A 20,086-nucleotide genomic window follows, 5' to 3' on the forward strand; every position below is an offset into this window, starting at 1 on the left:
CCGATAGGTTTTGATTGCTTCCGATATCTTTCGAAACGAAACTTAAGTCGTCATGTCGAAACGCAACACGCCGCAACGCCGTCACAACATCCTCGCCTTGCTCAACGAGCAGGGCGAAGTCAGTGTGGATGAACTGGCCAAGCGCTTCGAAACCTCCGAAGTTACGATTCGCAAGGATCTCGCCGCGCTGGAAAGCCACGGTCTGTTGCTGCGCCGCTACGGCGGGGCGATCACCATGCCGCAGGAACTGGTCGCAGAAACCGCGCAGAGCGTTTCCAAGTACAAACAGGCCATCGCCCGCGCGGCGGTGAAACGCATCCGCGAACACGCGCGGATCATCATCGACAGCGGCAGCACCACCGCCGCGATGATCCCCGAACTTGGCCAGCAGCCGGGTCTGGTGGTGATGACCAATTCCCTGCACGTCGCCAACGCCCTGAGCGAACTTGAGCACGAACCGGTGCTGTTGATGACCGGCGGCACCTGGGATCCGCATTCGGAATCCTTTCAGGGCCAGGTCGCCGAGCAGGTACTACGCTCTTACGACTTCGACCAGTTGTTCATTGGCGCCGACGGTATCGATCTGGTGCGCGGCACGACGACTTTCAATGAATTGCTGGGACTGAGCCGGGTCATGGCCGAGGTGGCGCGAGAAGTCATCGTCATGGTCGAGGCCGACAAGATCGGTCGCAAGATCCCCAATCTGGAACTGCCGTGGAGCAGCGTCCATACCCTAATTACCGATGATCGCCTGCCTATCGAAGCGCGCGATCAGATACAGGCCCGCGGTATCACCGTGATTTGCGCGGCTGTCAGTCAGGAGAAATAAGCATGTGTGGAATTGTCGGCGCAGTTGCTGAACGTAATATCACCGCCATCCTGCTCGAAGGCCTCAAGCGCCTTGAATACCGTGGCTATGACAGTGCCGGTGTCGCGGTTTTCACCAACGACGAAACCCTCGAGCGCATGCGTCGCCCGGGCAAGGTCAGCGAACTCGAAGCGGCGCTGGCCGAACACCCGCTGGTCGGCCGTCTCGGCATCGCCCACACCCGTTGGGCCACCCACGGCGCACCGTGCGAACGTAACGCTCACCCGCATTTCTCCGGCGATATCGCGGTTGTGCACAACGGCATCATCGAAAACCACGAAGCCCTGCGTGAACAACTGAAAGCGCTGGGTTACGTGTTTACTTCGGACACCGACACCGAAGTCATTGCCCATCTGCTCAACCACAAGCTCAAGGATCAGCCAGACCTGAGCGTCGCTCTCAAGGCGACGGTCAAGGAACTGCACGGTGCTTACGGTCTGGCGGTGATCAATGCCAAACAACCGGATCGTCTGGTCGCCGCGCGTAGTGGCAGCCCGTTGGTGATCGGTCTGGGTCTGGGCGAGAACTTCCTCGCCTCTGACCAGTTGGCCCTGCGTCAGGTCACCGACCGCTTCATGTACCTGGAAGAAGGCGATATCGCCGAAATTCGCCGCGATAACGTGCAGATCTGGGACGTCAACGGCAACGCCGTCGAGCGCCAGACTGTGCAGTACAGCGACGGTGCCGAAGCCGCCGACAAGGGCGAGTTTCGCCACTACATGCTCAAGGAAATCCACGAGCAGCCAGCGGTAGTTCAGCGCACTCTCGAAGGTCGCCTGAGCAACGATCAGGTGCTGGTGCAAGCGTTCGGCCCACAAGCGGCCGAGTTGTTCGCCAAAGTGCGTAACGTACAGATCGTCGCCTGTGGCACCAGCTATCACGCCGGTATGGTCGCGCGTTACTGGCTTGAAGAGCTGGCCGGGATTCCGTGTCAGGTCGAAGTCGCCAGCGAATTCCGCTACCGCAAAGTAGTGGTGCAGCCGGACACCTTGTTCGTGACTATCTCGCAATCCGGCGAAACCGCTGACACCCTCGCTGCGTTGCGCAATGCCAAGGAGCTCGGCTTCCTCGCCAGCCTGGCGATCTGCAACGTCGGCATCAGCTCACTGGTGCGCGAATCCGACCTGACCCTGCTGACCCAGGCCGGGCGCGAAATCGGCGTCGCCTCGACCAAAGCCTTCACCACGCAATTGGTCGGCCTGTTGCTGCTGACTCTGTCGCTGGGTCAAGTGCGCGGCACGTTGGCCGAGGGCGTTGAAGCGCGTCTGGTCGAGGAACTGCGTCGTCTGCCAACCCGTCTCGGTGAAGCATTGGCCATGGACAGCACGGTGGAAAAAATCGCCGAGCTGTTCGCCGAGAAGAACCACACGCTATTTCTCGGTCGTGGTGCGCAATTCCCGGTAGCAATGGAAGGCGCCCTGAAACTCAAGGAAATCTCCTACATCCACGCCGAAGCCTATCCGGCCGGCGAACTGAAACACGGCCCGCTGGCGCTGGTGGATAACGACATGCCGGTGGTTACCGTCGCGCCGAACAACGAACTGCTGGAAAAGCTCAAATCCAACCTGCAGGAAGTCCGCGCCCGTGGCGGTGAACTGATCGTGTTCGCCGACGAAAAAGCCGGGATGACCAACGGCGAAGGCACTCACGTGGTGCAGATGCCGCACATCCACGACATCCTCTCGCCGATCCTCTACACGATCCCGTTGCAGTTGCTGTCGTACTACGTGGCGGTGCTGAAGGGTACGGACGTCGATCAGCCGCGTAACCTGGCGAAGTCGGTGACGGTGGAATAAGTTATCCACAGCTGACCTACGCACAAAAAATCGCAGCTTCGGCTGCGATTTTTGTATCTGACTCGAGAGGCATCATGGATCGCTTCCAGGAAATGCACATCTTCACCACCGTCGCTCAGGAGCAAGGCTTCTCCTCTGCCGCGCGGCGTCTGGGATTGTCGGCTGCCAGCGTCACGCGGGCGGTGGCGGCGCTGGAGTTGCGCATCGGCACGCAGTTGTTGATCCGCACCACGCGCAGTGTGCATTTGAGCGAAGCCGGGCAGCGTTATCTGGAGGATTGCCGGAGGATCCTCGCCGAGGTGCAGGAGGCCGAAGATTCGGCAGCGGGCAGTCATGCCGAGCCGCGTGGGCAACTGACGGTCACGGCGCCGGTATTGTTCGGTGATTTGTTTGTGACGCCGCTGATGGCGCGTTATCTGGCGCAGTATCCGGACGTTACGATCAACGCAGTGCTGGTCGACCGGATCGTCAACATGGTCGAGGAGGGGATCGATGTGGCGGTGCGCATCGGTGATCTGCCGGACAGCAGTCAGCATGCTGTTCGCGTGGGTGAGGTGCGTCGGGTCATTTGCGGCTCGCCGGACTACTTTGCCAAATATGGCCGACCGGCTCATCCCCACGCGTTGGCGGGCGCGCCGGTGGTGGCGACTTCAGCGATCGGTCAGCAGCGCAGTTGGCCGTTTCTCGACGCGGGCGAACCGCTTAGCGTGCGTCCTGAGCCGCGTCTGATTGTGACCGCCAATCAGGCAGCGATTACCGCAGCCTGTATGGGGCTGGGCTTGACCCGAGTGTTGTCCTATCAAGTCGCCAGCAAAATCGCCACCGGTGAGCTGGAAATCGTCCTCGCCGAATTTGAGCTGGCGCCATTGCCGATCCACGTGGTGTATCAGGGTGGGCGCAAGGCGCCAGCGCGAATCCGCAGTTTCGTCGATTTCACGGCCAAGGCTTTGCGTGAGCACCCAGCGCTTAAACACGCAGCGTTATTGCATGAGCTGAAATAATCGATTGCAGTTTCTGGTGATTCTGTTCTTTTCGCGGTAAGTGGATGATGGCCTCCATCGGCGCTCTCATCCCCGCAGCGGCGCCACTGTTCAGCGGAGTCGACCATGCAAGCGATCAAACTCTACAACTTTCCACGTTCCGGCCACGCCCACCGTGTCGAGCTGATGTTGTCCCTGCTGCAATTGCCGACCGAGCTGATCTTTGTCGATCTGGCCAAGGGTGAGCACAAGCAGCCGGCGTACCTGGCGATCAACAGTTTTGGCCAAGTACCGGCCATTGATGACGACGGCGTGGTGCTGGCCGACTCCAACGCGATTCTGGTGTACCTGGCGCAGAAATACGGCAACGGCCGTTGGTTGCCAACGGATCCTGTCGGCGCCGCACGTGTGCAGCGCTGGTTGTCGGCCGCCGCCGGACCGATCGCTTTCGGGCCCGCTGCAGCGCGACTGGTCACGGTGTTTGGCGCACAACTGAATGCGGACGAGGCAATCACCCGGGCGCACAACCTGCTCAAAGTGATGGACATCGAGTTGGGCAAAACCGCGTACCTTGCCGGCGACGAACCGAGCATTGCCGACGTTTCTGCCTACAGTTACATCGCCCACGCACCGGAAGGCAACGTGTCGCTGGACGACTACGGCAACGTCCGCGCCTGGCTGGCCCGGGTTGAAGCCTTGCCTGGTTTCGTCGGCATGCCGCGCACCGTCGCCGGTCTGCAAACCACCGCCTGATTTTCGCAATCCACACTGTGCCGACGGTGCAGGGGAGAGGTCGTGATGGAACGTTCACCGTGGCACGCTGGCGAACAGCAATTGCAGGCCCATGTCGGCGTTGCCGAACGCATGGAAGCCTTCGGGCGTAAGGTGATTCGCACCTGGATGCCGGATCAGCACCGTGAGTTCTATCAGCAACTGCCCTTCATGCTGTACGGCGCAGTCGATGCGCAGGGGATGCCGTGGGCCAGTGTGCTCGAAGGTGCGCCGGGGTTTGCCCGGTCGCCGGATCCCGAGCATTTGCATTTCGCCAGCCAGCCTGCTGCCGATGACCCGGCGCAACTGCGCAATGGCGAGCCGATCGGTTTGCTTGGCATCGAATTGCACACCCGCCGGCGCAATCGCCTCAACGGCCATGTCGGCAACCTGAGCGCTCACGGTTTTGATGTGAGCGTGGATCAGGCCTTCGGCAACTGCCCGCAATACATTCAACTGCGCCAGATTCAGCGGGTGCCCCTGACGGATCCACAGACCCGCCCGGCCGAACATCTGCACGGTCTCGATGATGCGGCCACCGCGCTGATCACAAGCGCCGATACGTTCTTCGTCGCCAGTTATGTGGATGTCGAGGGCGATCGCGCGGTGGATGTTTCCCACCGGGGCGGCCAGGCCGGTTTCGTACGGGTGGAAGGCAATCGTCTGACCATCCCTGACTTTGCCGGCAACCTGCATTTCAACACCCTCGGCAATCTGCTGCTCAATCCCAAGGCCGGCTTGCTGTTCATCGACTTTTCCACAGGTGATCTGCTGCAACTCAGCGGGCGTACCGAGATCCTTCTCGATGACCCGCAGATCGAAGCCTTTCAAGGTGCGGAACGGCTGTGGACATTTGAGGTGGAAAAACTGGTGCGGCGTCCGGCCGCTCTGGCGTTGCGCTGGCGCTTCGACGGCATGTCGCCGACCAGTCTGTTGACCGGCAATTGGGCCGAGGCGGATGCGCGTTTGCAGGCGCAGGCACTGGGTAATCAATGGCGGCCGCTGCGCGTGGCGAAGATCGAAGCGGAGAGCCGCCACATCCGCTCGATCTATCTGGAGCCGACCGATGGCGCCGGTTTGCCGGTGTTTCTCGCGGGTCAGCATTTGCCACTGCGATTCACCCTGGACGGTGAGGTGCATATCCGTACCTATAGTCTTTCGAGTGCGCCGTCGGATGGTTTTTACCGCATTAGCGTCAAACGCGAAGGACTGATTTCCTCGCACCTGCATGAGCAGATTCGCGTTGGTGATGTGCTGGAGGCGCGGGCACCGCAAGGGCATTTCACTGTCGCGCCACTGGAGCGCAGGCCGTTGGTGCTGTTAGCCGCCGGGGTAGGCATCACGCCGTTGCTGTCGATGCTGCGCGAGGTGGTTTACCAAGGCTTACGCACTCGAGGGATTCGTCCGACATTGCTGCTGCAGAGTTCGCGCAGTCTGGCGGATCAGCCATTTCGAAAGGAGCTGGATCGTTTGCTCGAAACCACAGGCGATGCTGTACGAGTGCTGCGTTTGCTCAGCCAGCCGGAAGCCGATCTGCAAGAGGGCGAGGATTTTGATGTGCGTGGGCGCATCGACGGCACTGTGCTGAGAAACCTGCTGGATGCCGAGGATTTTGACCAGCTCGACTTTGTCCTCTGCGGCCCCGGCGGGTTTACTCAAGGTTTGTACGACACCCTGCGCGAGCTGGATGTGCGCGACGCGCAGATTCATGCGGAAACCTTTGGCCCGTCGACACTGAAACGTCAGGCCGATCCGGACGCGATCGTCATCGAACAACCGCCCGCAGCGACCACATCGGTGCCGGTGGTGTTCGAGCGCTCGGCGAAAGAGGCGCGCTGGCAGCCCGATGGCGGGAGTTTGCTGGAGCTGGCGGAAAGTCGTGGGCTACGCCCGGAGTTCAGTTGCCGCGGTGGTTCGTGCGGTACCTGCAAGACCCGGCTGGTCAGCGGTGCGGTGAATTATCCACAGCCGCCGGCGGATATCCCGGAAGCGGGGCATGTGCTGATTTGCTGCGCGGTCCCGGCGCAAAGCAATCAGCCGCTGGTGCTGGATTTGTAGCCAAACTCATGCAATGAATTTTTGCTGAGTTTGAAGCAGTCGGCGTCGCGCCTTGAAGGTACAGAAACTGTCGTAAGGTTGGCGTTGATTGAGGGGATCCAGGCCTCGCCGCTTTCGGCAGCGACGCGCACTAGCGCCGGACGTCGGGTAACGTCACTTCACCGGTGTGCTCGCTGCACTAGACGTTCAGCCGTTCGTCAACGCAATAGCCTATGCCCGTGCTCGGCGCCTTATTGGCGTCGCTCGCGCTCCCACGATATTTCGCACACTGCGTTCGACAAGTTGCAGGCTGGCCTCACGCCAGCCGATCCACTGCCAATCGGCTACATCGCGGGCGGCGGGGAACTTCCCGCTGCGCTGGAAGCCATTGATCAGGTCGGCAAGGCTTTGCGGATCCTGCAAGTCGAAATACGCCATGAACTCGCCAGCAATTTCTCGGAACACTGCAATATCGCTGCCCATCGCCGGCAAGCCGCGTTGCATGGCTTCCACCAGCGGCAAACCAAAGCCTTCGACGAACGAGGGGAACACCAACGCGCTGGCGTGGGCGTAGGCATGTTCGAGGCTGGTATCGCTGAGGCCGTTGAACATGAATAGACGCCGGTTAAGCTGCGGATGATTGCTCACGCGGGCGAGCAGGGCATCACACTTCCAGCCGATCTGCCCGGCGATACACAGCCTTGCAGTGGAACCGGCGGCCCAGGCGCGTTCGAAGGCGTCGAGCAAATACGCATGGTTCTTGCGCGGCTCAATGGTGCTCACCATCAGGAACACCGGATCGGTTGTCATGAACACCTGCTTCAGGCGCGGCTCGACGGTTCCTTCGGTGTTTCGCAGATCGAGTTCAGAGCCAAGGTGAAAGAAATCGAACCAGCATTTGTCGGTCCGCTCGGTACCGATTCGGTATTTCAACTCTTCACGCAGTTGATCGCGCACGGTTGCGGAAATGGCCATGTAGCCATCGGCCGTGCGGGTGATCCAGTCGAACCACTCGCTGAAAACCCCGACCAGACGGGATTCGTAAAATTGTGGATGAGTCAACGGGATGAGGTCATAGATCACCGCAATCACGCCGACGCCGTCACGTTTGAGACGCTCGACCTGGGCGAAAAAGTCCGAGTGCCAGGACGAATCCAGCAACACCAGTTGATCTCCTGGCTGGTGTTGCAACGGGGTACAACGTTTAAGCAGTTGCGAGCGATTGATCCGCCGAATCAGACGCAGTTGCAGGCCGAACGCGCCGAAGCTGGTCAGCCGGTAGCCGACATACAAAATCCGTCGCGTCAGTTTCGAGGTGCATTGTGCATCGCGCCGCTGATGCCATTGGCAGAGTCGATGGGCCAGGCGCTCCAGGCGCTCACCGAAGTTTTCAAGTTTGTTGAAGAATGGTGTATTGAGCGGTGCCAGTTGCAGCACGCGATAGAGTTGGCCGTTGAGCACCACCACTGGCATGCATTCGATACCTTCGGCGCTGGCGGGCAATTGATTAATGACGTTTCGCACCACACGCTGAATCCCCGAGTTGACCATCGGGTGTTTAAACACATGGGTGCATTCCACCAGCAAGCGGTTCATGGTGTGCGCTCGACAAGGCTGTCTTCGGTTTGACGGTTGATCGTGGTCTGAGCGTTGAGCCATGAGCAACCGACGAAGTCTTCGCGTCGATTGTTGATGACATGAAATACCAGACCGAGATCCCGCCATTCATAATTGCGGTCCAGGTGCGAGTCCAGTCGGGACAGGCTCAGGGCCACGGAGTAGTTGCCTTTGCCAAGCCCCATGACAAACGCGAAGCGATAGGTGATGCGCTCGCCGGCCCGCACGTTTTCCAGTGCCTGGTTCTGGCGATGGGTGTTGATGCCGTACATGGGCTGGCCGAGGCGATCCTTGATCATGAACCCCAGTACCAGACGTTCGAGGTCCTGACGCACTTCGACATCCACTGCCAGTACTACAGATTGGCCGACTTCGGCGACTTCGATGGAACGGCCGGATTCATCCAGCAGGCGCACACGCAGAATGCCGGCCTCACCGGTGCCCGACACTGTTTGTACCTGGCCGCCGCTGAGTATTTCCTGGCGCACGGTCTGGCCCTCACGTTCAGCGAGCAAGGCGTTGTAGTAATCCATCACTGCTTCGGGTGTGTCGTGCATGGCCATGCGGCCACCATCGAGCAGAATCGCCGAATCGCAGATCGATTGAATCGCCGAGCGGTCGTGGGACACGATCAGCAGGGTGGTGCCGGCCGCGCGGAAACCGCGGATGCGCTCGAAACTCTTATGCTGAAAATAGGCATCACCCACGGACAACGCTTCGTCGACGATCAGAATATCGGGGCGGCGTGCCGTGGCGACGCTGAATGCCAGCCGCATTTGCATGCCACTGGAGTAGGTGCGCACCGGTTGATCAATGGCCTCGCCGATTTCTGCAAAGCTCTCGATCTGTGGCATCAATGCGGTGATTTCCTCGAGATGCAAGCCGAGCAACTGCCCAGCCATCACAGCGTTTTGCCGGCCAGTAAAGTCAGGGTGAAATCCCATGCCGAGTTCCAGCAGTGCCGCGACCCGACCCGACAGCTCAATGGTGCCGCAAGTCTGACGGTTGGTGCCGGTGATCATCTTCAGTAGCGTGCTCTTTCCCGCGCCATTGACCCCGACGATGCCCACGGCTTGGCCGGCAGGTATCTCGAATGTCAGGTCCTTCAGCACCCAATGCTGGCGGTGATGAAGCGTTGAAAAAGGCGTTAGCCATTCGGCCAGACGGCTCCAGCGACTGGGGTATTGCTTGAAGGCTTTGCCCAGCCCGGTAACACGAATATGTCCCATCAGAGCTCATCCTCCATTGCACCGACCTGGCGGCGAAACAGACACAGACCGATTGTGCAGAACGCGACGCCAATCACGAAGGTCGGCAGCAGCGAACTCCAGATTGGCCATTGGCCGTACACGAACACATTCTGGTAGCTAGTCATCAGGTTGGTCAGAGGGTTGAATTGCAGAAGGTTCTGCAGCCGCTCCGGCAATATGCTGATGGGGTAAATGATTGGTGTCAGCCAGAACCAGAACTGCAGACAGATACCGAAGAGTTGACCGACGTCACGGAAGAAAACGTTGAGTACGCCCAGCACCATGCCGAGTCCTGCGCAGAGCATCATTTGCAGGGCAACCAGTGGTATCAGAGCCAGCAACGCCATACCCGGCCAGCGTCCGGTAATGAGCAGGAACCCGAGAAACAAACCGATGATGATGGCGAAATTTATCGCCGCATTGAGTAGCACGATCACCGGCAAACAGACCTTCGGAAAACTGATCTTCTTCAGCAGGTTGGCGTTGTCCAGAAACATGTTCTGGCTGCGTAGAGTGATTTCGGCAAACAACCCCCATGCCAACAGACCGGCGCACAGGTAAATGCTGTAGGCCATGCTGTCGTCCACGCCGGGTAAGCGGGTGTGCATGATGTGGGAAAAGATCACGGTGTAGATGACGATCATCGACAGCGGATTGAAGATCGGCCACAGGGCACCGAACAGCGAATTGCGGTATCGCGCCTGGAACTCTCTCTGCACACTGCCAAGGATGAAACCACGGTAGTCATGCAACGATCGATATACGGAAAGCAGCATTTACACCGTCCTGCTGTATGGGTTTTCGAAGCCGACAATGCTGTCCACTCCCCGGCATTCGCCGCCTCGTATTTCTATGCCCGGTACACCGAACACACGGGAATTTCCCTGGTGATGCTTGTAGCCGGCGGCGATGAAGGTCGATTTGGAACTGGCCAGATATGAGCCGTTCTGGACGCAGACATCAGCGGAACCGGCAGGCAGGAATGTGCGAGCACAGCCGCGCGTTTTGGGGCGCTGCAACAGAGTGAATGTAGCGAGCAGATTGATCTTGAGCGTACGCGCCGGATCGCGGAATGCTTCGGAGGCGGAGGTCTGCCCGGCCAATTGAATGATTGCGTCAGGCAGTGGTGGCCGCAGATTGGTGAGGCTATGCGGATGGATAAGTTCGCAGGTCGACGCGACAGGCAGTAAGTCCCACGACGAATCTGACGATGCCAGACGCGACCGAACAGGTTGTCCCACGAACCTACTCGGATCCGTGACGAACAGACGTTTTTTCAAACAGCGACCCCTTGGTCTTGAACTTGCGCCTCCTTCCCACAGGCTTTAAGGAAAGGTCTGTCAGACCGCAGGAAAAACCGGATGAAAGACAGGCGAAGTCAGTTGTTGTAGTTGTTTGTGACCAATCTGTGCCAATTGCGCAGCAATTTCAACAGGGCAAACCGTGACCGGTCAGTTCTCGTTAGCGTAGTCGATTAATTCTCGCCGGGCGGTTCCCGAACCCTTCGCGGATGTGTTTAGAATGCGCCTTGTCACGATTGGCCGGGTTCGCCGGGATCGTCGTGAAAAAGGTGAAACTGACCACTAAAACAAGAACAAGACTGGACCGAAGACGAAGAACGGATATCGATCCGATTCGACGCTTGGCCGTCATAGTGTGAGGCTGCCGGGATGGCAGTTTCATCGTGGAATGCCATGAATTTCATTCTTTACTCGGACATCAACGACAGTTCCATCCGCCAGAATCTGGGGCATCCCGATTCCAGTCACTACTTTGTGCTGAAGGCTTATCTCCCGTTGCTCGAAACACTCGGGCGAGTGCATGTGGTCAGTGCTGTCGCAAAGGTAGATCCGCTCTACCGACAGTTGCTCGCCAGCGGCCAGGAGAGTGTTTTCCTTTCGTTCACCCGACCGCAGAAAACCCCTATCGATCTGGAGTGCCCCACCGTCTGCGTTGTTGCGTGGGAGTACGATTCGATCCCCAATGAACAGTGGGGCAACGATCCACGCCAGGACTGGACGCGCATGCTGGCCAAACATGGCCGCGTGATCACACTGTCCAGCCACACCGCCCGAGCGATCCAGCGCACCATGGGCGAAGACTTCCCGGTGTTGGTCCTGCCAGCCCCGCTGTGGGAGCACTTTGCAGCGATTCGCGAGCAGCACGTCAGCGCGCCGGTCAATCCGGGTACGACGTTGACGGTCAAAGGTTGCATCTTTGATTCCCGCCAGATGAACCTGCACCCGGATAACCTGCTGCCCGAGCCGCTGACCCCCGAAGAACTGGCCGAAATCGAAGCTCGGCTGGAAGCCTCGCGACCACCACCGCTGACTTTGAAGCGGCGCTTTGTCATTGCCCGGCATTTCCTGCGGTTGTGGTTGCTGAATCTGGGTCACGAGCAGGAACCGCCAGTGCCACGCGTGAGGTTTCTGCAGAACTGGTACTGGGAAGGGATTCGCGACCTGGTTCCAGAGACTTTGCATGACTGGCTCGGCAAGCGTCTGCCAAACATCGCAGGCCCGCAGCCTTTACCGGTAGCGGTCCAACCGCCGCCGCGAGACATGCCGGACAGTTCATTAGAGGTTCAAACCCGTGTGGACGGTGTGGTCTACGTGACGGTGTTCCGCCCCGATGACGGGCGCAAGAACTGGCTACAGATCCTGACGGCTTTTTGCGCAGCGTTTCGTGACACCCCCGACGCCACACTGGTGATGAAATTCACTCAGAGCGATCTGGAGGCCGTCTACGCACACCTGATGACGCCGCTGGCGCAATTGGCACCGTTTTCCTGCCGGGTCGTGATGATTCACGGCTATCTGGACGATGCTGAATATGCGCGGCTTTATCAGGCGGCGAGTTTTTACGTCAACGCTTCGCATTGTGAAGGCCTGTGCTTGCCGTTGATGGAGTTCATGGCGTGCGGCAAGCCGGTGATCGCTCCCGATCACACTGCGATGCAGGATTACATCGACGCATCTGTGGCATTCGTGGTCGGCTCCAGCGTAGAGGCGTGCACCTGGCCCCATGACCCGCGAATGCTGTTTCGCGCACAACGGTGTCGGCCGGACTGGGGGTCATTGAAGAAGGCCTACGAAAACAGTTACCGGATGGCCAAGACACAACCCCTGGAGTATCAGCGCATGTCGCTGGCGGCGGTCGAGCGTATGCACGATTACTGCGCGCAACCGGCGTTGCAAAAGCGTGTCGCCGATTTTTTCGAGCTGGCATCACCGATCGACAACGTTGCCCCGATTACGGATAACGCCTCATGCTGATCATCATCCATTCGGAAACCAACCAGCACACCATCAGTCGCAACCTCGGGCGTTCCGAGTACAGCTATTACTTCGTACTCAAGGAGTATCGACCGGTGCTGGAGCGCCTCGGGCGGGTGATCGAGGTCCTGGACCCGAACACTGAAGTCGATGCGCTGTATGCAGATTGCCAGTCCCGAGGCGAGCCTTGTGTATTTCTGTCGTTCTCGCCTCCGCACCGCACCCCGGTGCATCTGGCCTGCCCGACGTTGCCGGTATTCGCCTGGGAATTCAGTACCATCCCCAACGAGCCGTTTGCCGGCGATCCGTTGAACGACTGGCGTACGGTACTCGCCGCCTGCGGTGCCGCGATCACTCACTCCACCTATACGGTCGATGCGGTGCGCGAAGCGATGAGCGTCGGTTACCCGATTGTTGCCGTACCCGCCCCGGTCTGGGATCGATTCGCCGCGCGTGGCGTTCAGTTGCAGGGGCAACCCGTGGTCGATTCGGTACGACTGACGATCAGAGGGCTGCTGGTCGACAGTCGCGAAATCGATCTGGATGCCTTCGGCCCGGTGCATTTGCGCAGTGGCCCGGGCATCGATTTCCTGGCGCCTGTCACTGAGCAGACGTTGTTGCTTGAAGGCGTGGTCTATACCTCGGTGTTCAACCCGCGCGATGGCCGCAAGAACTGGGAGGACATGATCAGCGCATTCTGCGCGACGTTCCGTGAGACCGATGACGCGACACTGGTGCTCAAACTCACTCACCACGATGCTGAAGAAGCACTCACCGACATCCTTCATCATCTGTACAAAAACCAGCCTTATCGCTGCCGCGTCGTATTGGTCTATGGCTATCTGGCGGACGCGGATTACGAGCGGCTGGTGCAGGCGACGCGCTACGTGGTCAATACGTCCTACGGCGAAGGCCAGTGCCTGCCGCTGATGGAATTCATGTCTTGCGGCAAGCCGGCCGTGGCGCCGTGCACGACGGCGATGATCGATTATCTGAACGCCGATAACGCGTTCCTGATCGAGGCGACCGAGGAGTTTACGGCCTGGCCGCACGATCCGCGCTCGGCCTACCGGACCCTGCGCTACGCGGCCAATTGGGCGTCGATTTGCGCGGCCTACCGAGCCAGCTACGCGGTGGCCAAAAACGATCCGCAGCGTTATGCGCACCTGTCGGCGCAAGCCGTGGAGAGTCTGCGAGGGTTTTGCAGTCAGGCTGTGACTGAACAGCGATTGCAGGCATTTTTTGCGCAACTGTTCGAGCGCCGCGCTGAACTTGCCATGGAGGTTGCCGGAGCATGATACGTCGATTGTTCCAGCAATTTTTAGCCGAACCGCAAGCGCCGCAAGCCGTTGAACCCGTCACCGAACCGGTGGTTGAACCGACGCCTGAATCCGAACCCGAACCCTTGTTCACCTGGTCGCCGCGCGACGTCGGATTGCGTGATGCGGTTCTGGACGGCTGGTTTCTCAATGACAGCGGCGAATTGCTCAAGGGCTTCGCCATAACGCCTGAGGACACCTTGCTCGATGTCGGTTGTGGCGAGGGTGCCGCGACGTTGTTTGCGGTACGTCAGGGCGCATCGGTGATCTTCACCGACAGTGAGCACGACAAAGTGAGCGAGCTGGCGCGTCAGGTTGAAGCTAAGAGTTCCAGGCCGAGTCTGGGGCTGGTCAGCAACAGCTTGCCCTTGCCTCTGGCGGACGGTTGCGCGAGCCGAGTGGTGTGTATGGAGGTGTTGGAGCACGTCGACGAGCCCGAGCCGTTCATGGCCGAACTGGCGCGTATGGGGCGGCCCGGTGCGTTGTATCTGCTCAGCGTGCCGGCGCCGGTTGGCGAGCATCTGCAGAAAGGTATCGCCCCCGCGAGTTATTACCAGTCTCCCAATCATGTACAGATTTTCACCCCGGAGCGCTTCGAGGCGATGGTCGAGGATGCCGGGTTGGTCATCGAACATCGGCAAGCCACCGGGTTCTTTTGGGTGATGGGGATGATTTTCTTCTGGGCCAGCGAAAAGGCTGCCGGCAAGGATCCGGGCGGTGCGGTGCGCGATCGCATTCAGCCACCCTTTCCGCATTTGATGGGCGGATGGGCCAGAACCTGGGAGGAGATGCTCGACCGGCCAGACGGGCTGGCGATCAAACAGATCCTCGACCAGTTCATGCCCAAGAGTCAGGTGATCATTGCCCGTAAACCGCTCGATGCGGGGAGACCGGATGACCAGTAAGAGAATCATGGATATCGAGGTACTGCGCGCCATTGCAGTGCTTGGGGTGTTGTTTCATCACCTGTCCGGCAATCTGTTCCGTGATCCTGTGCCACTGCTCGAATCCATTCATGCCTGGGCGCAGCCGTGGTGGGGCGTGGACCTTTTTTTTGCCATTTCCGGATTCGTCATCGCCCGCAGTCTGATTCCTGCACTACGAGGTTGCAGCAACCGTCAGGAATACTGGGAGCAAACGCGTAACTTCTGGTTGCGTCGAGTCTTTCGCCTGTTGCCATCGGCCTGGTTGTGGCTGGCACTGGTGTTGTTGCTCTGCATGTTTTTCAACCGCTCCGGGGCATTCGGAACGGTACAGGCCAATCTGCAGGCCACGCTCGCAGGGATATTGCAGTACGCCAATTTCCGCTTTGCCGACGCCTTCTTCCATTACGAGTACGGCAGCAGCTTCGTCTACTGGAGTCTGGCGCTGGAGGAGCAGTTCTACCTGCTGTTTCCGCTGCTAATTCTGCTGTGCCGCAAACACCTGGTTTGGGTGTTGCTGGCGCTGGTGGCCGCGCAACTGTTGCTGGTGCGTACGCCGCTGCTGATGGTCGTGCGAACCGACGCGCTGGCCCTTGGCGTGTTGTTGGCCATGTGGAGTGTTCAACCGAGCTACCAACGCTTTCAACCGACGGTTCTACAACGTCCCTGGGTCGGGATTTCAGCACTGATCGTCGTCGGGTTACTGATGAGTTACCTGGCCACCGACCCTTTTTCGGCCAGTCACTATCGCATCGGCGCTATCGCCATACTCAGTGCCATACTGGTGTGGATCGCCTCATACAACCGCGATTATCTGTTGCCGGCCAGCCGCTTGCAGCGGCTGATGGCGTGGGTGGGCAGTCGTTCCTACGGCATCTACCTGATCCACATTCCGGTGTATTTTCTGGTGCGCGAAGTGATTTTCCGATTGCAGGGGGCAGGCCTGCCAAGCCCGGCGGGGCACCCGATCATTACCTTGCTGTTGGCATGCGGCCTGATCGTATTGCTCAGCGAACTGAATTACCGCTTCATCGAAATGCCAATGCGCGACCGTGGCACCGCACTGGTGAAACGCCTTGGAACGTCTCGAGCGAACGTCGCATCTTCTGAAGTGACCTCCTGATCGAGGTGAGAGCGAGCTTGCTCGCGAAGGCGGTGTATTAGCCGAAAGCCCTGCGACTGACACAGCCTTTTCGCGAGCAAGCTCGCTCCCACATGGATTTGTGTAACCTTGCAGCCTGGTGGTGTCAGGGATCTGGAAGGTATGCGGTTTATTATCGGTCTGTTTGCTTTGATGGTGTTGTCTGCTTGCAAGCAGCAGGACGCGCCAGCCCTCGACCAACAACTCTACATCTGGCAACGGCAATGGACGCCGGCCCATGAGACGGCGTTGCGTGACAGTCGCCAAGACTTCTCGACGCTGCGCGTGCTGGCGCTGCAGGCCTTTCCGAACGCGGGATGGAGTCGGGCGCGGATCGATGCGCACTTACTGAAAGCCGATGGTCGTCCGTTGATTGCGGTGATTCGTCTCGACGGCCAGCTCAAGTCGCTGGATCAGGATCAGGTCACCGCGCAGATTCTGCAGGTGCTTGCCGATTGGCAGGCGCAAGGTCTGACGCTGAGCGGTGTCGAGATCGATCACGACGCGGGTAATGCGCGTCTGCCGGCGTACGCGCAATTCCTCCAGCATCTGCGTGCGGCATTGCCGAGTTCACAAGCGCTGAGTATCACTGCACTGCCAGCCTGGCTCGACAGCGCAGAATTGCCAACACTCCTGCAAACCGTCGACAGCAGCGTGCTGCAAGTCCACGCCGTCAGCGATCCGCGCCGGGGTTTGTTCGATCCTGATCAAGCCTTGACGTGGGCCAAAGCCTGGGCGCGTATCACGGACAAACCGTTCTATCTGGCGCTGCCGGCCTACGGTGTCGCGCTGTTGCCCGATGACGGCGGGGCGCCGGTGGTGGAGAGCGAGGTGCAACTTGAACGGGGTGGTGAGCGCCGCGAGTTGCTGGCTGATCCGTTGCAACTGAGCCAACTCGGCAAGGCCTTGCGCGAAGACCCGCCGGCGCATCTGGCCGGGCTGATCTGGTTTCGCCTGCCGCTGGCCAATGACCGCCGTGCCTGGAGCCTGACCACCCTGCGCGCGGTCGCCCGTGGCGATCAACTTAACAGTCAGCTCGATGTGACGCTCAGCGAACACGACGGTCTCTACGACATCAAACTCGACAACGCCGGCAACCTCGATAGTGCCTGGCCAGCGCGAATCACGCTGAAGGCACAAAGCTGCGAAGGCGCCGATGCGCTCGCCGGTTACTCGTTGCAACAAGGCCCGGATCTGCTTACCTTCACCCGCCTGCGCGACGGCCGTTTGCCGGCGGGTGGGCAGCGCGCCATCGGTTGGGCGCGTTGCGCCAATATTGATCAAGGAGGTTCGCATGTTGACCCGTAACTGGCCCCGCCATCTGCTCTGCCTGAGCCTCTGCCTGCCGCTGGGTTCGGCGCTGGCCTGCGGACCGGATTTCCCCATGCGCCTGCTCGACAATCGCGGGCAAACCCTCGCGGATCTGCCTGAGGGCAACTTCAACTTCGAACTCGGTCGCCTCGGCAAAGCCATCGCCGGGCTGAAGAATGTCACCGCGGCAACGCACAATCCGAACGATATGTACGGCGAGGAAAACGCGGCCGCCGAGGCACGGGAGAAGGCCGAGCAGGCCGGACTGAGCGCCGAGCAGCAAGCGTTGGTCAAACAACTGCGTGGCCTGACCGATGCGCGTCAGGTCGAGGTGCAGGGCGCCAGTCTGCCGACGGAAATCCGTTTGTACGTGGCCGGTGCGGTGGCGTTTGCCACAGGCGATCATCAACTCGCGGTCGCGTATTTCAACAAGCTGCTGGCGCTGCCGGCAGATCAGCGTCCGTTGCGCAGCACGTGGGCGGCGTATTCGATGGGCCGTACCTGGTTCGCGATGAGCAGCGAAGGCGGGGATGCGGTCGAGGCGCTGGAACAATCGCGTGATGCGTTCCGCCAGGCCCGGCAACTGAGCATCGACGGTTTCAGCGATCCGCTGGAGTTGGGTGTTGCCAGCCTTGGTGAAGAGGCACGGGTGCTGCGCTCGGCGGGCGACTGGAGCGGCGCCATCGAATTGTATGAAGCACAGAATCTGCACGGTTCGGCCGTGGGTTACACCTCGCTCAAACAATTGATGAATGAACTGGCGGAGTTGCCCGAGGCCGAACTGGCCGAGCTGCTGCAACACAAAGCCGTGCAGCAACTGGTCACGGCATCGCTGGTCAGCCGCCAAGGCTGGTCGTTTGGCGATGAGCCGCCGAACGAGAAGAAACTGGTCAAGCTGCTGCAAAACAGCACCCGTGGCAGCCTCGACAATGCTGATCGTCTGGCGGCAATGAGTTATCAACAGGGCGATTACGCTGGGGCCAAGGCTTTTCTCGAGAACGCCGGCGACGGTGGATTGGCGTGGTGGCTACGGGCGAAACTGGCGGTGCGAGACGGCGATAAAAATGCCGCGGCCGCCGCCTATTCGAAAGCCGCGCAGGCCTTCCCGCAGAGCGAAGACTGGGGTTACCGGCGCACGCCGGACTGGGCGTATGAAGCCGTTCAGCCGAAGTGCCGGGTCGAGGGCGAAAGCGCGATTCTCGCCTTGCAGCGCGGCGAATACCTGCAAGCCTTCGTGCAGTTGTATCGCAGCAACAGCACCTATTGGTTCGACGCTGCGACCGTGGCCGAACGTGTGCTGACGGTTGAGGAACTGAAACGCTACGTCGATGAAAACGTGCCGGCGCCGCCAGCATTGACCCAGCCGGAGCGTGACAACTACGTGCCGCTGTCGGTCGCCGCCAGCCTGCGCAATCTGCTCGGTCGACGCTTGTTGCGCGAAGGGCACTACGCCGACGCGGTGGCTTATTTCGACAATCCCGACCTGCAAAACAAGGCTCGCCTCTACGGCGAACAACGGCTGAAGGCTGATGCCGCGTGGTGGCCGACCAAGCGCGCCAGTGCCTTGTACAACGCGGCGTGGACAGCCCGCGAGTGGGGCATGGATATTCTCGGTTACGAGATGGCGCCGGACTACGCCACGTTCGGTGGCAACTACAGCCTGGAAAGTACCGAGCTGAAAGTCGGTCCGCTGGTGAGCGAAGCCGAAGTGCAACGTCAGGTCGCCAGCGAAGCGAAACCGGATCAGCGCTATCACTACCGTTTCGTCGCCACCGAGCTGGCCGGACGCGCCGCTGACAACCTGCCGCACACCAGTCAGGCGTTTGCCGCTGTGCTGTGCAACGCCGCTGGCTGGAACAGCAGCCTGGAAGATCAAAGCGCGCTGTATCAGCGTTACATCAAGGAAGGTCCGTTTGTCCCGTGGGCGGTGGATTTCGGCAATCAGTGCCCGTACCCGGACTTCGAAAACGCCGACAAGCGTTACGTCACCCAGGTCACGGATGCTGTGCGTTCATCGCTGCGGCCGTACAAGTGGCCGGTGCAGATCGGCGCGGCTGTACTGGTCGCCGGTGCTGCGTTGCTGTTGATCAGTCGTCGCCAGCGCAAGGTCCGTAAAGGCTAAGCTTGCTGGACGAAGGTCAGGCGCACGGCGAAACCGATCAGCAAGCTGCCGAACAACCATTGTTGTACGCGTTGGGCCGTTGGACTGTGTTGCAGCCAACGACCCAGCGCGGCGCCGGTGAGGGCGTAGGCGCTGTCGAACAGCAGGCCGACACCGACTAGCAGCATGCCCAGCACGGCGAACTGGCTTAGTACCGCCACGCCGTCATTGACGATGAACTGCGGCAGCAACACCGAGCAGAACAGCAGCGCTTTGGGGTTGAGCAGGTTGGTCAGCAAACCGCGTCGGACGGCTTCGCGCCATTGCCCGTGTGCGTCGACAGCTTCACCGGTATTCAGGTTCGGCAGCAGGGTGCTGCGCAGGCATTGAATGCCGATCCACAGCAGATACGCTGCCCCCGCCAATCGCACCACCTCGAACGTCCACGGCGCCGCTTTGAACAACGCCGCCAGCCCCAACGCCGCCAGGGCCACGTGACAACCACGGGCGATGCCCAGACCGACAGCGGTGGCCAGCGCCGCGCCGCGTCCCTGCCGAGCGCCGGTTTGCAGCAGCAGGATCATGTCCGGGCCGGGCAACAGATAGACCACCGCCAATGCCAGGAAGAACAGCCAGAGACTCGCCATGTTGCAGTCCTTTCGTTGTCGATTCGGTGCGCCAAGTCTAGGGCCGAAAG

16 protein-coding genes are annotated in these 20,086 nt (G+C 60.0%); 11 read left to right on the forward strand and 5 right to left on the reverse strand.

What is annotated here, in order from left to right; all coding sequences use genetic code 11:
• The first annotated feature begins 52 nt into the window (after nt 1-52).
• From H8F23_RS21505 to H8F23_RS21525, 5 genes are all read left to right on the forward strand, one after another.
• Complete coding sequence (locus H8F23_RS21505; protein WP_007911964.1) at nt 53-829, forward strand: DeoR/GlpR family DNA-binding transcription regulator; 777 nt, start codon at nt 53-55, stop codon at nt 827-829.
• A 2-nt stretch (nt 830-831) separates the two neighbouring features.
• Nucleotides 832-2,664: a glutamine--fructose-6-phosphate transaminase (isomerizing) gene (glmS, locus tag H8F23_RS21510; protein WP_194935697.1), complete on the forward strand. Its 1,833-nt coding sequence runs from the start codon at nt 832-834 to the stop codon at nt 2,662-2,664.
• 74 nt (nt 2,665-2,738) lie between these two features.
• Nucleotides 2,739-3,665, forward strand: a complete 927-nt coding sequence (locus H8F23_RS21515; protein ID WP_194935698.1) for a LysR family transcriptional regulator — start codon at nt 2,739-2,741, stop codon at nt 3,663-3,665.
• 105 nt (nt 3,666-3,770) lie between these two features.
• Nucleotides 3,771-4,397 carry a glutathione S-transferase family protein gene (locus tag H8F23_RS21520; RefSeq protein WP_194935699.1) on the forward strand — a complete coding sequence of 209 codons (627 nt, stop codon included), beginning with the start codon at nt 3,771-3,773 and terminating at the stop codon, nt 4,395-4,397.
• A 45-nt stretch (nt 4,398-4,442) separates the two neighbouring features.
• Nucleotides 4,443-6,473, forward strand: coding sequence for a pyridoxamine 5'-phosphate oxidase family protein (locus H8F23_RS21525; protein WP_194935700.1), 2,031 nt, complete (start codon nt 4,443-4,445; stop codon nt 6,471-6,473).
• Nucleotides 6,474-6,683: 210 nt separating this feature from the next.
• On the opposite strand, the gene H8F23_RS21530 is transcribed toward H8F23_RS21525, so the two are convergent.
• Genes H8F23_RS21530 through H8F23_RS21545 form a run of 4 tightly spaced genes read right to left on the reverse strand, consistent with a single transcriptional unit; the run spans nt 6,684 to nt 10,599 of the window.
• The gene (locus H8F23_RS21530; protein WP_194935701.1) at nt 6,684-8,048 is read right to left on the reverse strand and encodes a glycosyltransferase family 4 protein; all 1,365 of its coding nucleotides are present in this window, start codon (nt 8,046-8,048) and stop codon (nt 6,684-6,686) included.
• A complete protein-coding gene (locus H8F23_RS21535; protein ID WP_194935702.1) occupies nt 8,045-9,298 on the reverse strand; it encodes an ABC transporter ATP-binding protein in 1,254 nt (417 codons plus the stop codon). The genes H8F23_RS21530 and H8F23_RS21535 overlap by 4 nt, the downstream gene beginning before the upstream one ends.
• Complete coding sequence (locus H8F23_RS21540) at nt 9,298-10,095, reverse strand: ABC transporter permease (protein WP_194935703.1); 798 nt, start codon at nt 10,093-10,095, stop codon at nt 9,298-9,300. Before H8F23_RS21540 ends, H8F23_RS21535 begins: the two co-directional genes overlap by 1 nt.
• Complete coding sequence (locus tag H8F23_RS21545; RefSeq protein WP_194935704.1) at nt 10,096-10,599, reverse strand: NAD-dependent epimerase/dehydratase family protein; 504 nt, start codon at nt 10,597-10,599, stop codon at nt 10,096-10,098.
• A gap of 414 nt (nt 10,600-11,013) precedes the next feature.
• Here H8F23_RS21545 and H8F23_RS21550 point away from each other — a divergent pair, with 414 nt between their 5' ends.
• From H8F23_RS21550 to H8F23_RS21575, 6 genes are all read left to right on the forward strand, one after another.
• Complete coding sequence (locus tag H8F23_RS21550) at nt 11,014-12,594, forward strand: glycosyltransferase family 4 protein (protein ID WP_228759325.1); 1,581 nt, start codon at nt 11,014-11,016, stop codon at nt 12,592-12,594.
• Nucleotides 12,588-13,892 carry a glycosyltransferase gene (locus H8F23_RS21555; RefSeq protein ID WP_194935706.1) on the forward strand — a complete coding sequence of 435 codons (1,305 nt, stop codon included), beginning with the start codon at nt 12,588-12,590 and terminating at the stop codon, nt 13,890-13,892. Before H8F23_RS21550 ends, H8F23_RS21555 begins: the two co-directional genes overlap by 7 nt.
• Nucleotides 13,889-14,818: a class I SAM-dependent methyltransferase gene (locus H8F23_RS21560; RefSeq protein WP_194935707.1), complete on the forward strand. Its 930-nt coding sequence runs from the start codon at nt 13,889-13,891 to the stop codon at nt 14,816-14,818. Before H8F23_RS21555 ends, H8F23_RS21560 begins: the two co-directional genes overlap by 4 nt.
• Nucleotides 14,808-15,959, forward strand: coding sequence for an acyltransferase family protein (locus tag H8F23_RS21565; protein WP_194935708.1), 1,152 nt, complete (start codon nt 14,808-14,810; stop codon nt 15,957-15,959). Before H8F23_RS21560 ends, H8F23_RS21565 begins: the two co-directional genes overlap by 11 nt.
• Nucleotides 15,960-16,100: 141 nt before the next feature.
• Nucleotides 16,101-17,285 carry a DUF3142 domain-containing protein gene (locus tag H8F23_RS21570; RefSeq protein ID WP_194935709.1) on the forward strand — a complete coding sequence of 395 codons (1,185 nt, stop codon included), beginning with the start codon at nt 16,101-16,103 and terminating at the stop codon, nt 17,283-17,285.
• Nucleotides 17,272-19,410 (forward strand): hypothetical protein, encoded by a 2,139-nt coding sequence (locus H8F23_RS21575; protein WP_194935710.1) that lies wholly within the window; start codon nt 17,272-17,274, stop codon nt 19,408-19,410. Before H8F23_RS21570 ends, H8F23_RS21575 begins: the two co-directional genes overlap by 14 nt.
• Here H8F23_RS21575 and H8F23_RS21580 read toward each other — a convergent pair.
• Nucleotides 19,407-20,036 carry a LysE family translocator gene (locus H8F23_RS21580; RefSeq protein ID WP_194935711.1) on the reverse strand — a complete coding sequence of 210 codons (630 nt, stop codon included), beginning with the start codon at nt 20,034-20,036 and terminating at the stop codon, nt 19,407-19,409. The genes H8F23_RS21575 and H8F23_RS21580 overlap by 4 nt on opposite strands.
• Between the last annotated feature and the right edge of the window lie 50 nt (nt 20,037-20,086).

Origin of the sequence: Pseudomonas neuropathica, from assembly GCF_015461835.1 — a bacterium.
Taxonomy (GTDB): domain Bacteria; phylum Pseudomonadota; class Gammaproteobacteria; order Pseudomonadales; family Pseudomonadaceae; genus Aquipseudomonas; species Aquipseudomonas neuropathica.

Coding starts and splice junctions, on each gene's coding strand:
- H8F23_RS21525 (WP_194935700.1), top strand. CDS start 4,443: ATGGAACGTTCACCGTGGCACGCTGGCGAACAGCAATTGCAGGCCCAT.
- H8F23_RS21530 (WP_194935701.1), bottom strand. CDS start 8,048: ATGAACCGCTTGCTGGTGGAATGCACCCATGTGTTTAAACACCCGATG.
- glmS (WP_194935697.1), top strand. CDS start 832: ATGTGTGGAATTGTCGGCGCAGTTGCTGAACGTAATATCACCGCCATC.
- H8F23_RS21505 (WP_007911964.1), top strand. CDS start 53: ATGTCGAAACGCAACACGCCGCAACGCCGTCACAACATCCTCGCCTTG.
- H8F23_RS21555 (WP_194935706.1), top strand. CDS start 12,588: ATGCTGATCATCATCCATTCGGAAACCAACCAGCACACCATCAGTCGC.
- H8F23_RS21565 (WP_194935708.1), top strand. CDS start 14,808: ATGACCAGTAAGAGAATCATGGATATCGAGGTACTGCGCGCCATTGCA.
- H8F23_RS21580 (WP_194935711.1), bottom strand. CDS start 20,036: ATGGCGAGTCTCTGGCTGTTCTTCCTGGCATTGGCGGTGGTCTATCTG.
- H8F23_RS21515 (WP_194935698.1), top strand. CDS start 2,739: ATGGATCGCTTCCAGGAAATGCACATCTTCACCACCGTCGCTCAGGAG.
- H8F23_RS21540 (WP_194935703.1), bottom strand. CDS start 10,095: ATGCTGCTTTCCGTATATCGATCGTTGCATGACTACCGTGGTTTCATC.
- H8F23_RS21560 (WP_194935707.1), top strand. CDS start 13,889: ATGATACGTCGATTGTTCCAGCAATTTTTAGCCGAACCGCAAGCGCCG.
- H8F23_RS21550 (WP_228759325.1), top strand. CDS start 11,014: ATGAATTTCATTCTTTACTCGGACATCAACGACAGTTCCATCCGCCAG.
- H8F23_RS21535 (WP_194935702.1), bottom strand. CDS start 9,298: ATGGGACATATTCGTGTTACCGGGCTGGGCAAAGCCTTCAAGCAATAC.
- H8F23_RS21570 (WP_194935709.1), top strand. CDS start 16,101: ATGCGGTTTATTATCGGTCTGTTTGCTTTGATGGTGTTGTCTGCTTGC.
- H8F23_RS21575 (WP_194935710.1), top strand. CDS start 17,272: ATGTTGACCCGTAACTGGCCCCGCCATCTGCTCTGCCTGAGCCTCTGC.
- H8F23_RS21520 (WP_194935699.1), top strand. CDS start 3,771: ATGCAAGCGATCAAACTCTACAACTTTCCACGTTCCGGCCACGCCCAC.